This is a genomic window from Ruegeria sp. AL3 (genome assembly GCF_056536065.1).
Window position 1 is genome coordinate 986,494 of the sequence record NZ_JBQFJG010000001.1, and the last position, 11,654, is coordinate 998,147.

The 11,654-nt window shown below is 59.2% G+C and carries 16 protein-coding genes, 1 tRNA gene and 1 pseudogene; 9 read left to right on the forward strand and 9 right to left on the reverse strand.

Annotated features, from left to right (window positions below; translation table 11 throughout):
• Positions 1-8: 8 nt before the first annotated feature.
• Genes ACR3E6_RS04940 through ACR3E6_RS04950 form a run of 3 tightly spaced genes read right to left on the reverse strand, consistent with a single transcriptional unit; the run spans position 9 to position 1,663 of the window.
• Positions 9-770 (reverse strand): hypothetical protein, encoded by a 762-nt coding sequence (locus ACR3E6_RS04940; protein WP_480486108.1) that lies wholly within the window; start codon positions 768-770, stop codon positions 9-11.
• Positions 763-1,161: a phage holin family protein gene (locus ACR3E6_RS04945; protein ID WP_171724072.1), complete on the reverse strand. Its 399-nt coding sequence runs from the start codon at positions 1,159-1,161 to the stop codon at positions 763-765. The genes ACR3E6_RS04940 and ACR3E6_RS04945 overlap by 8 nt, the downstream gene beginning before the upstream one ends.
• Entirely contained in the window at positions 1,154-1,663 is a 510-nt protein-coding gene (locus ACR3E6_RS04950; RefSeq protein ID WP_480486110.1) for a hypothetical protein, read from the reverse strand. The genes ACR3E6_RS04945 and ACR3E6_RS04950 overlap by 8 nt, the downstream gene beginning before the upstream one ends.
• 211 nt (positions 1,664-1,874) lie before the next feature.
• Here ACR3E6_RS04950 and ACR3E6_RS04955 point away from each other — a divergent pair, with 211 nt between their 5' ends.
• The 3 genes from ACR3E6_RS04955 (at position 1,875) to ACR3E6_RS04965 (ending at position 3,512) form a co-directional block, all read left to right on the forward strand.
• The gene (locus ACR3E6_RS04955) at positions 1,875-2,072 is read left to right on the forward strand and encodes a CsbD family protein (protein WP_171116905.1); all 198 of its coding nucleotides are present in this window, start codon (positions 1,875-1,877) and stop codon (positions 2,070-2,072) included.
• A gap of 94 nt (positions 2,073-2,166) precedes the next feature.
• Entirely contained in the window at positions 2,167-2,787 is a 621-nt protein-coding gene (locus ACR3E6_RS04960; RefSeq protein ID WP_480486112.1) for a PRC-barrel domain-containing protein, read from the forward strand.
• Between the two features lie 155 nt (positions 2,788-2,942).
• Positions 2,943-3,512 carry a PRC-barrel domain-containing protein gene (locus ACR3E6_RS04965; RefSeq protein ID WP_171635506.1) on the forward strand — a complete coding sequence of 190 codons (570 nt, stop codon included), beginning with the start codon at positions 2,943-2,945 and terminating at the stop codon, positions 3,510-3,512.
• Positions 3,513-3,599: 87 nt separating this feature from the next.
• Here the strand turns inward: ACR3E6_RS04965 and ACR3E6_RS04970 are convergent, their stop codons facing one another.
• Positions 3,600-4,349 (reverse strand): Crp/Fnr family transcriptional regulator, encoded by a 750-nt coding sequence (locus tag ACR3E6_RS04970; RefSeq protein WP_171635504.1) that lies wholly within the window; start codon positions 4,347-4,349, stop codon positions 3,600-3,602.
• A gap of 63 nt (positions 4,350-4,412) precedes the next feature.
• Here ACR3E6_RS04970 and ACR3E6_RS04975 point away from each other — a divergent pair, with 63 nt between their 5' ends.
• On the forward strand, positions 4,413-4,811 hold the full coding sequence (locus tag ACR3E6_RS04975) for a hypothetical protein (RefSeq protein ID WP_171724069.1): 399 nt from the start codon (positions 4,413-4,415) through the stop codon (positions 4,809-4,811).
• Between the two features lie 93 nt (positions 4,812-4,904).
• On the opposite strand, the gene ACR3E6_RS04980 is transcribed toward ACR3E6_RS04975, so the two are convergent.
• Positions 4,905-5,096, reverse strand: coding sequence for a PLDc N-terminal domain-containing protein (locus ACR3E6_RS04980; RefSeq protein ID WP_171172676.1), 192 nt, complete (start codon positions 5,094-5,096; stop codon positions 4,905-4,907).
• Between the two features lie 187 nt (positions 5,097-5,283).
• On the opposite strand from ACR3E6_RS04980, the gene ACR3E6_RS04985 reads away from it, so the two are divergent.
• Positions 5,284-6,138, forward strand: coding sequence for a formate/nitrite transporter family protein (locus ACR3E6_RS04985; protein ID WP_171724068.1), 855 nt, complete (start codon positions 5,284-5,286; stop codon positions 6,136-6,138).
• A 166-nt stretch (positions 6,139-6,304) separates the two neighbouring features.
• Here ACR3E6_RS04985 and ACR3E6_RS04990 read toward each other — a convergent pair whose 3' ends face one another.
• The gene (locus ACR3E6_RS04990) at positions 6,305-6,589 is read right to left on the reverse strand and encodes a hypothetical protein (protein ID WP_171635497.1); all 285 of its coding nucleotides are present in this window, start codon (positions 6,587-6,589) and stop codon (positions 6,305-6,307) included.
• A gap of 123 nt (positions 6,590-6,712) precedes the next feature.
• Between ACR3E6_RS04990 and ACR3E6_RS04995 the strand changes: the two genes are divergently transcribed.
• The 4 genes from ACR3E6_RS04995 to ACR3E6_RS05010 all read left to right on the forward strand — a co-directional run bounded on the left by ACR3E6_RS04995 (position 6,713) and on the right by ACR3E6_RS05010 (position 9,621).
• Positions 6,713-6,874 (forward strand): DUF1328 domain-containing protein, encoded by a 162-nt coding sequence (locus ACR3E6_RS04995; protein WP_093961673.1) that lies wholly within the window; start codon positions 6,713-6,715, stop codon positions 6,872-6,874.
• 51 nt (positions 6,875-6,925) lie between these two features.
• Positions 6,926-8,551: an acetolactate synthase large subunit gene (locus ACR3E6_RS05000; RefSeq protein WP_480486115.1), complete on the forward strand. Its 1,626-nt coding sequence runs from the start codon at positions 6,926-6,928 to the stop codon at positions 8,549-8,551.
• A 70-nt stretch (positions 8,552-8,621) separates the two neighbouring features.
• Positions 8,622-9,122, forward strand: a complete 501-nt coding sequence (locus ACR3E6_RS05005; protein ID WP_171724066.1) for a Dps family protein — start codon at positions 8,622-8,624, stop codon at positions 9,120-9,122.
• A 124-nt stretch (positions 9,123-9,246) separates the two neighbouring features.
• Entirely contained in the window at positions 9,247-9,621 is a 375-nt protein-coding gene (locus ACR3E6_RS05010) for a YidH family protein (RefSeq protein ID WP_171635494.1), read from the forward strand.
• 62 nt (positions 9,622-9,683) lie between these two features.
• On the opposite strand, the pseudogene ACR3E6_RS05015 reads toward ACR3E6_RS05010, so the two are convergent.
• From ACR3E6_RS05015 to ACR3E6_RS05025, 3 genes and pseudogenes are all read right to left on the reverse strand, one after another.
• Positions 9,684-10,194: pseudogene (locus tag ACR3E6_RS05015) on the reverse strand (integrase core domain-containing protein); the annotation flags it as partial.
• Positions 10,139-11,209, reverse strand: coding sequence for an AAA family ATPase (locus tag ACR3E6_RS05020; RefSeq protein WP_480486117.1), 1,071 nt, complete (start codon positions 11,207-11,209; stop codon positions 10,139-10,141). The pseudogene ACR3E6_RS05015 and the gene ACR3E6_RS05020, both read right to left, overlap by 56 nt.
• A 308-nt stretch (positions 11,210-11,517) precedes the next feature.
• A tRNA-Arg gene (locus tag ACR3E6_RS05025) sits at positions 11,518-11,594 on the reverse strand.
• Positions 11,595-11,654 lie beyond the last annotated feature (60 nt).

Consider the following 11,654-nt stretch of genomic DNA (forward strand, 5'->3'; position numbering starts at 1 on the left):
GGCGCGCTTCACTGACTGCGCAAAGCGCCAGAGGCCCGATCTGCCGCGTCATCCAGCCGTACATTGGCCGCGGCATGCAGCTTGTCCAGTTCTTCGTTCAAAACCTTTTGGGCGTGACGCATCAGCTGATCGCGCCGATGGCCCAGCAGCTCGTCCTCTTTGCGAGTGTTGGGCAGCAGAGCGCCAGCCAGAATACCTACGCCCAGCGCCAATGCGCCGGCCGCCAGCGGCTGATCATGGACGAAGGTCTGCGAGGCCTTCGCCGCCTTCCGCGCACGCTTCTCGACCGCTTGCTGCGCACCGATTGCGGCCTTGCGCGCTTCGATCACACGGGCACGGGCTTGGGGTGAGAGCTTGTCCAGACCACGTTCCAAGGCGGCGGACAACACGCTAGCAGATTGGCTGTTTTCAGTCATTCCTGTCATCTCCTGTTTCATGCGGCTGTCAGCGTCGGCGACACGCCGGTCAAACCCGTCGAAGGCCTGCTGCGGAGGTACGGCTTGGGGCGGGGATTGAGTTATTTTTGCGCCAGACCCGGGACCCGCAACCAAAAGGGCTGCTCCTGCACCGAGCAGAGCAAAGGCGGCCGGATTTTTTTGAGCCGTGGACCAGAGTTGCGCACCGATCTGCCCGCCATAGGCTTCGAGCGTCGATTTCGCCTCGTCTGCCAGGCGTGGCGGTGCCAGCGTATCCGACAGAGCATTCAGCGAGCGTGCAAGAGCGCTGCGTTCGTATGCGATCTGCGTTTCAAGAGGTGTCAGGTCAGACATGGGTCGACTCCTTCATCGCTTCGATGTCGCGCTGCAGGTTTTTCATGGTTTGCTCGGGGACCAGCGCAGTGGCGGACAGGCGGGACCGGCCAAAAAGCGCCAGGCACGCAGCAACCAGAACGAAACCCGCGCCAACGAGCAACGAGGCCATACCCACCGACAGTCCATTGGCGGCGACATACGCGACCAGGGCTGTGGCCATGAGGTTCAGCGCGATCATCAACAGGATCAGAGCAATGCCAATGCAGGCCAGCCCTAAGCCCGCTCGCGTCAGGTTTCGGGACAATTCCTCCTTGGCAAGCTTTACCTCAGCCTGAAGCAAACCCGACAGATGTTTGAGCGCGTTTGCCACAAGCCCCGGTGCAGATCGCAGATCGTTGGGGTTATGCATCGCGGCCACCATTCATCCGCGCCAGCGCGCTGGTGTGGCCCGACGTATCGACCGAGGTCCCATGCAGCAGCGACGGATCAATATCCCAAGGATCTGCCCCAAAAGATGCGGACTGGGCCGCGCCCGTATTGCGCGCGCTCAGGAAACGGGCTGCAGCAAACCCGGCCAAGGCAGCCGATCCGACGAACAACAGCGGGTTTTCGCGGGCGAAATCAGACACCTTTCGGCTCATACTGGCCAAGTCGGCAGAGCGGACTTGCCCAGCCACAGCTTCCATGTTGTCCGCAATCCTCGACAAGACCTGATGCTGCACCGATTGGTCGGGAAATTCATCGGCAGCTGCGTCGGCTGCATGAGCGGCGCTCTCAACCTCCTGCGCTGCGCTGTTCTTCAGCGATTCGGCCCGGGCCGAGGCCTCGGCGGTCACGGTGTCCTTGACCTTGCCGGCCAGATCCTGGGCATGGGCTTTTGCTTTCTCCGCGGTCTCGGTTCGACGTGGCATGGTTCGATCTCCTGTGTTGAGGTGTCGGTCCCCCAACGCATGGAAGGCGAGATTGTTCCCAACACCAGTTCGAAAACCACTGAAGACACAGTTCGGTATCTGCCCGAACCCCCATTTTTCGGGCCAACGCAGAAATATCGCCGGTGCCCGGAACCAGTTCGAGTTTGGTGCGTTTCACTGGCAGCGACGAAGCAATCGAAAGGAATTTACGATGAACTGGGACCAAATTCTTGGACGCTGGACCGAATTCAAAGGCAAGCTGATCGAGCGTTTCGGCGATTTGACCGATGATGAGATCGAGCAAGCCCGCGGCGATCGCGAGCAACTGGAAGGCATCATCCAAAAGAAATACGGAGATTCGAAAGAAGACGTTCGGGAAATCGTGGATCGCCTGATCAAGGACATGTAGCCCAAAGGTGGATGCCCATATTGTGTGGGGTGGCGTCAAATCGGTGGCGCCCCACGCACTCCCAAGATAGACCCCAAAGGTAATCACCACCGCCATGAAACTGTCTGACCTCATCAATAAGCCCGTTGTCCCAGCTGGGACCGACCACGCGATTGGTCGCGTTTCCGATATCGCTATTAGCGCTGGGCAGACCGAGTTGGAGTACGTCTTGGTCAATTTGAGCGTGGCCGTAGGGAATGACCCGGTGGCTTTCACCGCCGATACGCTCGAACTTGGTGCAAGCGTGATAGAGTGCGCGTTTTCCCATCAGCAATTGCATCACCTTCGCCAGCGCAAAGAAGACGAAGATCCCCTTGCAGTGGACATCAAAGGCCTGCCGCCCCTGGTCGTAGGGCCGTTCGGCAACGCGATTGCGCCGGTTGTGATGGGGGCGGTCCTGAATGACGCTCTCCGCCAACGCCCGCAACCCACGCCACCTGGTAGCAACTTCCGATGGTTTACGAAGTTGCGGGGCAACCCCGTGTTTGACGCTACTGGTGAGTTGGGCAAATTAAAGGATATTGAGTTCGACCCTGACACCAAGGTTCTGCGGTTTCTCTTGATCGACGGGCGACCAGATATCCTGAGTTTTCCGTTCGCTGAGTTACGCAATATTCCCGACGACGAACACTACATGGTTCTGTCCACATCTTCCGATCCGCTGCACCCGGTCTGAAGGTCTGACCACGGCTTGTCAAACCGCGCAGTTGCGCGGTTTTTTTCATTTTAAAACAGATATTTTTGCACTTTTCTGGGAACAAGTTGCGGCGTCATTCGTTTGTTCAACAAGACCGCGGGAAATGCGGTCAGAACAGACCAAAGGAGTGAGCTATGAAACGTTTTCTGACCACAACTTCGATCGTTCTGGTGATGTCGGCATCGGCCTATGCAGAAAGCTCGAATGTCGAAGAAGTCGGCAAGAACCTGGAAGAGGCAGCCGAGGCAGCCGGTGATGCGCTGTCCAATACCGCGCAGGACATCAAGAACGCCGCCCGGAACACGGCGGAAGACGTCGACCAGGCAGCCGAAGCAACTGGTGAGTACATCAGCGAAAAAGCCGGACAGATGGCCGATGCAGTTGATCCAACCACCATCGACATCACGGGCTATGTCCCCGTTGCCCAAGGCACCATCCCGGCCAAAGATCTGACCGGCATGCGCGTCTATGACGTCTCGCAAGAGTGGATCGGTGAGATCGAAGAGGTTGTCGTCGACATGGACGGATCGGTTGATGGGGCCGTGATTGGCGTCGGCGGGTTCCTCGGCTTGGGGGAAAAGGATGTTCTGATCGATTTCTCGCGCGTGTCGCTGATGCGTGAAATCGATGGTGACACCACCTATGCCTTCGTTCATGCCGACAAGGAGATGCTGAAGGATATGCCGGCCTACGAAGGGTCGTAAACCGGCTCTTCAGTCGCAAAACTCGTGATCAAGCCGCCGGCCGATTTTTCGGTCGGCGGTTTTTCAATTCCTGTCCATCCGCCACGTTTAGATCAGCGGGCGCGGAACGGCTTCGGTGATTTCGACCAAGCCAAGCTCGGCCAGACCCTCAAGGTCGTTAATCTGCAGCACATTGTTGGACCACTCGGCCAAGCCGAGATCCTTCAGTCGGCGCAGGGTCTTGTTCGTGTGAACCAGAGACAAGCCCAACGCATCCGCAAGATCCTGCTGCCGGTAGGGCAGCGGACACCGCAAGCCTTTTGCCAATCCGACGGCCTGCGACCGTGTGTAAAACCGGTGCAGGCTCCACGCGATCTTCTCGATCGCGCCGCGCTGGCCAACGGTTGTCAGGGCGTCGCCCAGAAAATGCTCTTCGACGGCGGCCAGGAATGTCAGGTCAAAGGCGCGATCAGGCTGGTTCTGATATAATTCGAACAGCCGCGAGCGATTGAACACGCACAGCCGCATCGCGGTTGTCGCTTCGACGGAGTGCCGCATCTCGCCCATGACCCCAGCCTGCAACCCGACGAGATCGCCTGGAAGCACAAAGCCGATGACCTGCCTGCGACCATTTTCCAGCGTTTTATAACGAACGCCCATCCCGCTCAGAACCGTGAACAGATGCGCGGATTTCGCACCCTCGATGAACAGTTGCGTTCCGGGTTCGGCCTGCATCTCGCCGGTTTTGAACCTCTGCATGAATCGCAGGTCGTCTTCCGAGAACGGCAGGAAGACGTCCATCTGCCTCAGCGGACAGTCCGCACATGCGATTAGAGAATTTTTTCGTTGCTGTGTCATAGTTTATTGCGGCGCTGTGGGATTGCCCTAGGGTGGCATCGAACAGATTTCAGGATGGTATTTATGGAAGCCTCTTCCCGCAGCGTAGCAGATGTTTTGATTGTTACGGAAAACTTTATCGAAGCAGCGGACATCAGTGACGCCATCCCCGGAGTTCCAACCGATCGCATTGTCCATATCCGCGAGCTGCACGCGGGCAGGCATTTCTGGCAGGAGCCCAAATTCGCCCCGGCCTTGAGCGTTCTGAGCTATCGCAGAAGTGAGACGTCATTTGACGCCGTCGCGCGGCTGTTGGCCGAGCGCGGCAGTGCGCTGTTGCTGTTGGACCCGTCCCCCGAGGTGCAAGCGCAATTTGAATGTGCGGCACTGATACGGCCTTTTACGGCCGCAGATCTTGCCCGCAAGATCGCAGCCATTGATTTTAGTGGGAACGGCTTGAAGATCGGTTCTGATCCTGGGTGAGACGGCGAAGGGTGCATTGTGCCCCCCAGATCCTTGAACCAAAAAAAGCGCGGCCGATGCCGCGCTTTTTTGTACCGACAATCTCCGCGCTGATCAGATCGCGCTGCGCGCTGCCTTCGGGCCAAAGATCAGCCAGCAGATGAAGCCGACGACCGGAAGCAACAGAACGAAAAGGACCCACAGGATTTTTGCACCGGTCGTCGCAGACGAGCCGATGATCGAGATAATGGCCCAGATCGACAAAACCAGGACGATCAGACCGCCAATGCCATACACTTCCACCATACCGAAGTTCCTTTCGAGTTACTTGTCGTTGTTCCTACAAGGTCACAACGCGATAGGTGGCCAAAAGTTCCCGACAAAGATCTGGGTGTGATCCCAGCTCTCGCACGAGGCTTGACGATTTTTGCGCCTAATGGAACCAAAACGACCGGCAGAACGTTGGGTTTGAAGGTCGATACAAGGGGTCAAAATGTCCAATACACACAACGCGCCGCGAAAAGATCTTGTCGAGAAAGAGAGCGAGCGCGAAGCGGTCGAAGAAGCGTCCGGCCTGTCTCCGCGCCTGATATTCGAGACCATCCGCCAAAACGGCGAGGAGGAACTGGACCGCCCGACCAAAGCGTTGTTCTGGTCCGGGATTGCCGCTGGAGTGCTGATCAGCTTTTCGGTGCTGGGTGAAGCGATCTTGCGGGCACATCTGCCCGAAACCAGCGGGCGCTTCCTGGTCGAGAACCTGGGCTATTCCCTCGGCTTTGTCCTGGTCATTTTGGGGCGGATGCAGTTGTTCACAGAGAACACGATAACGACCGTCGTTCCAGCCATGATAAATCCGTCCGTCGCGTGCTTCACCAAAACCGCCAGGCTGTGGGCAATCGTTCTGGGTTCCAATGTGCTGGGGGCGTTTGCGATATCTGCCTTCCTGATCCATACGCCGGTGTTGTCGCCCCAACTCGTCGCGGTCATCAACGACCTGAGCCACCACGCCACCGGCATGGGCGCCTGGGTTGGCTTTCTGCGCGGAATACCGGCGGGGATCCTGATTGCGGCGATCGTTTGGATGCTGCCTTCGGCACAGAACAACGAGGTGCTGGTCATCGTAATCTTCACTTGGATGATTGCGGCCGGTGACTTTACCCACGTCGTTGCCGGATCGGTGGAAATGGCGGTTCTGATGCTTCAGGGGCAGTTGCCACCAGGCGCAGCCGTTTTCAGCTTTTTCCTGCCCGTTCTGGCCGGCAACATCATCGGAGGAACCGCTGTCTTCACGATGCTGGCCTACGCCCAGATCAAACCCGAAATAGAAGAAGACCCAAAGCGCGGCTGAGGCGCTTTGGGCCTTTGGGATGGCGGGTTGGTTGGCGTGGCAGTGACGAATAGCGCTGTCAGCGATTCCTGATGAAGAACCAGATCAGTAGACCGGCCAAACCCAAGCCGAGCATGGCCGGCAATACGTACTCGATGCCCATATCGGTCGCGAAGTATCGCGTGTTCTAACCGCGGTCCGCCTTGCGCAACGCGAGGCCCAGCAGGACACCCACGCCCAACGCTCCGACCATAGCCAGACCCGGGTTCTCGCGCACGAATGCGGCACTTTTCTCGGATGTCAGTGTCAGCTGCTTTTGCGCCTCGTCGCGCGCCGTCTTCAACGTGTCACGCGTTGCGGTTACGCCATCTTCCAACGCTGATTTGGCCTCCTTGGCCACTTCTTCGATCCGCGCCGCCATCTCCACATGCGGAGTGTCCTGAGGGGCCTTTTTCGCCGTTTTCTGTGTCATGTCAGATCTCCTTTCATCGACCCAACGCGGGCGCTCGTCAAAGGTTCCACCAAAATGACCCGGAACCAATCTGGGGTTCCAAGCGTTAACCCGTCAGTAGCCACAGAAATGAAAGGAAATCCCATGTTGTCCTGGGCGCTGATCTTTTTCGCACTTGCTATCGTTGCTGGCATCTTCGGGTTTGGCGGCATCGCGTCGGCCTCGGCCGGTATTGCGCAGATCCTTTTCGTGATCTTTCTGGTCCTGTTCATCGGTTCGCTGATCTTGCGGCTGATCCGTGGGTGAGCCCCCGCGCATCCCCATTCCCTGAAACAGTACCCCGAGGTTCAAAGCTCTATGAAAGATGCCGTCCATACCCAAACCGCCGCCGAATTGCTGGTTGCCTGCCTGGAAGCCAACGGCGTGGCCTGTGCATTCGGTGTTCCGGGTGAGGAAACAACCGATCTGATCGCCGCAATCGACAAGTCGAGCATCGACTTCGTCCTGTGCCGGCACGAGCAATCGGCGGCGTTCATGGCATCGGTTCACGGGCGTTTGACGGGGAACCCTGCGGTATGCCTCTCGACACTTGGACCTGGGGCGACCAACCTTGTCACCGGTGTGGCTGACGCCACGCTTGACCATGTGCCGCTGATCGCCCTCACGGGACAGGGTGCGCGGTCCAGGCTGGGCCGCGAAAGCCATCAGATCATCGATCTCGAAGCACTCTTCGCGCCAGTCACCAAGTTGAGCCGAACGCTGATGGTCGCGGATGAAATTCCCCAAGTCGTTGCCGAGGCCGTGCGGTTGAGCAAGCTCGACAAGCCCGGTGCCGTCCATCTTTCCCTGCCCGAGGATCTGGCCGAGGTCCCGATTCTGGCCGAACCTTTCGTGGCGCCGCCGACAGCCGAGGTGCGGCCGGCGGCCGATGCGGTCATCCGTTCAGCGCGCCTGCTGGCCGAGGCGAAAAAGCCCTTGATTCTTGCAGGACACGGGGTGATCCGATCCGGCACGGCAAGCGACGTGCGGGCACTTTCAGAAAGCCTTTCCGCCCCGGTCGTCACGACATTCATGGCCAAAGGAGTTTTGCCGCCGGGGCACCCGCTCTCGCTGCATTCGGTCGGTCAACCGGGCAAAGAATTGGTGTCTGAAGCCTTCGACCTGTGCGATCTGATCATTGCCATCGGGTTTGACCCGGTTGAATATCCAACCTCGAACATCTCGATGGGCGGTAAGAAGCCGGTTCTCGAGATCTCGGACGTGGCCTCGGCGGTTGATGTGGACTGGCCGGTAAAGGCCGCTCTGACTGGGGATCTTCCGCACTGCATTGACGTTCTGGCGAAGGCCACCGCCGAACGCCCCGCGCAAAGCTGGTTCAAAAGTCTCCAGCAAAAGATTGACGCCTCGCTGGAAGGTGGGCCAACACCTTCCGATGCCGCCTGTGTCGCGCCGTCGGACATTTGTCAGGCGATTTCCGAAACGCTTCGCGAAGGCGACGTTCTGTTGTCCGGCGTAGGCCTGCACAAACTTTGGGTAGCCAGCAAGGTTCAAGCGCGCCGGGCGGGGCAAATCATCATTCCGAACGGCCTGGCCGGTATGGGCCTTGCGCTGCCCGGAGCGATCGAGGCTGCCCGCCTGTTGGACGAGGGTCGGGTAATCGCCGTTTGCGGTGATGGGGACTTCCTGATGAACGTTCAGGAGATGGAGACGGCGGCCCGGTTGTGCGCGCCCGTGACTGTTCTGATCTGGGAAGACAACGGCTATGGTCTGATCGACGAAAAACAACCAGGTGCGCGCGAGTTTTCCTTCGGCAACCCCGATTGGGAGTCACTGGCCCGATCCTTTGGCTGGGTCTATCACGACATCGAAAGCCACAACAAACTTGCTCCTGCGCTGCAGGCGGCTGCCGACGTCGCCGTTCCGACTTTGCTGCGGGTATCGGTCGACTATTCGGCTGACGGCGGAATGCCCACTGTCACCTGATTTTTTTCGTCGAAAGTGGAACAACGCCAGGCTTTGGGCGTTTCTTCCCCAGTAGAAAAAAGGAGTTGTCATGACCGACGCATTGAACGTTGTCCCGAACGAAAACCCCGTTTCCACTGGCGTGCGCGACACCGCGCCCTTGGCCAAGGGTCTGGCTGATGTTCTGGCCGACACCTACCGGCTGACCTTCAAGACACATGCGTATCACTGGAACGTGGAAGGCCCGCTGTTCTATTCGATCCACAAGCTGACCGAAGAACAGTACGAAAACATGTTCGCCGCTGCTGATGAGATCGCGGAACGCATCCGCGCGCTGGGTCATCTGGCACCCTCGCGCATGTCCGACATCCTGGATTTCTCGGTCATCAAGGACCGCGAAGGGGACCTGACCGCCGCCGGCATGATCGAATATCTGGCTGCTGATCACGAGCGGGTGGCGCACCGCCTGCACGCCCTGACCGAGCTTGCAGGCAGCCGCAAAGACGTCGTGACTGAAGATCTGGCGACCGAACGTTCGGCATTTCACGAGCAGGCAGCTTGGATGCTGCGGGCGATCTCGAAATCAAGCTGACGCGGTGTCCGGGCGCGTTTGGCATTTCGAGATCCAACTGCGCGCGCTTAAGGTCTTGTGCAGGCTTGCCGAAAAATAGGCTAGCCTGCACATTCTGATCTGGTGACCAGTCCAAAGGGTGGCAATGTCTGATAAAAACACGAAAAGCCAAAACTTGGCCGAAGAGCGGACCGACTGGGCCGAAGACCGCACCATTTTGGCCAATGAGCGCACGTTTGCGGGTTGGATGAGAACCGGGATGGCATGCGTGGCCATCGCCCTTGGCCTCAAGGCCGTATTTTCCGCCGTCGAGCCCGAGTGGTTGGCGAAAGCCGCAGCCACTCTTTTTGGGTTGATCTCGCTGCTGATCTATTGGGGAGCGTGGATGAACGCCCGCCGCGTGTATTCCCGATTGGAAGCGCACAGCGCCCAACCGGCATCTCGCTTCCACTTGCAATTGGTTGTTGGAAGCCTGTCCCTCGGATCAATCGCATGTTGCCTTGTGTTGTGGCTTGTCTAAGTAAGGCACCTGGCGTGCCCCCGTCGGGTGGTCCGGTCTGATTGTTAGTTCATCGTCGGCCTCTAGTCCACCGGCGCGATGCATTCTGACGCGGGCGGACGGTAGCCCAGTGCACTGTGTCCTGACGGTATTGTAGTGGACACGCCATTGCTCGATCAGGAATCTGGCTTCCTTTAGGCTATAGAATAGCTCGCCGTTGAGCAGTTCATCGCGGAACCGTGCGATGAAGCTTTCGCAGAAGCCGTTTTCCCAAGGTGACCCCGGCTCGATGTAGGCCGTTTTGGCGCCGACGGCCGCGATCCAGTCCTGCACCTTCTGCGCAATGAACTCGGGGCCGTTGTCGGACCTGATGTGTTCCGGCGGTCCCCGCAGAATGAAAAGGTCCGTCAGCGCATCCAGCACGTCGGTCGAGTTGAGCTTGCGATCAACGCGGATCATCAGCGCCTCACTGGTGTATTCGTCGATGATGTTCAGGGTACGGTAGGCCCGCCCATCGGCGGTTCGATCTTGGACGTAATCATAGGACCAGACGTGGTTGGGCCGCTCTGGCCGAAGCCGAACGCACGACCCGTCTGCTGCCCGGCAGGGCATTGCGCAGCAATGTCCCGAGAGGGTTCAGCCAGAGTCCCCGCCGCGCGGCTTCGTTTATGGCGAAGTCCCTTAACTGCCCCGTGGTCAGGTCCGGCAGGTCCAGCACAACGCAGCGGCTCTGAAACGGTTCTGGCAGGCCCTGCCGGCTGTTCGCCGTCATCACCCAGTTGACCCAGGACATGTCCATCTTGACCTGGAAGAACGGGCATTCCCAGGTCGCCGCCGTCATCCGCTCCCGCAGCGGCAGCAGGGCGTCAGTCAGCGTGTGCCGCGTGCCTTTGTTGGAGTGGACCTCGTCGGCCTTTTCGATCTCGTCGATGATGACCAGCGGCCCGCCATGCCGGTTGTTCAGGACCGTGTTGACCAGTTTGCCCGCATGGGCGCTGCCCCAGCCGCGCTGGGATCCGGTGAGCGCGAAGGACGCCGGCTTGCCCGTTGCATCAATATTGGTCGCAGGGACCTCCAGATGGTGGGCCAGTCGCCGGGCCCAGAAGCTCTTGCCGATACCAGGCGGGCCGTTCAGGATCAGCGGGGCGAAGCGGACACCCGGCAGGCCCTCGCGTGTCGAGGCCCGCAACCCGTGCCAGACGGCTTCGGTGGCGGGCGCCATCCAGGGCATCTCAGCATGCAAGGCGGTCGCGATCTCGTCCGCCTCGTGTTCGGTGGTGATGCGGGTGACCGGCAGTCCGCCACGAATGGGCGTCAGCTTCGCGCGGTTTTCCTCGCTGAGGTGAGACAGACCAGACAGGGCGTCCAGCCGTTGCACGTAGCGGTGCGCGCGACGCCGGATCTTCCGCCGCTCGGCCTCATTCAGATAGTCGAAGAACTGGTCCATCTTGTCGCGGGCGCCTTCATCGTCACCGGTCTGCGCCGCCTGGCGTTGCCTGCGGAGGCCGCGCAGGAATGTTTTCAGGCGCCGTTCGACCTCGTGCAGCGTCGGCAGGTCGTCTTCGAAACGCAGCGCATGAAATGGATTCGTGGTGGTGGCACGGGGCATCGCAGAATCCTTTCGAGGCGCGACGGGGCTTGCCGCGCCGTTGTCCACACCGCCGGGGCGGGCGGGACTGATGGGTGTGAAAGGTTCCGGAACCTGTGAAACGATTAGGGAACAACTAACGTGCTGCGTGTCAACGCATCCTGGTTGGGTTGCGCCATCGAACCCGGCCGAAATGAACGAACCGATCCACGACACACAAGTTGTTGAAAGAACTGCGCTAAAAGGAAGGTAGATTCGAGGGCAATTCAAAAAAACCGTTTTTTGTCGTAAAAACGGACTTTGGATGTCAAACGTCAATCTGGGAAAACTGGCGACCCCGGCAGGATTCGAACCTGCAACCTGCCCCTTAGGAGGGGGCTGCTCTATCCAGTTGAGCCACGGGGCCGCGCCCTGCCTTCTGTAACCGGGATTTTCCGGGTTGTCATCGCCTTTGCACAATTGTTGT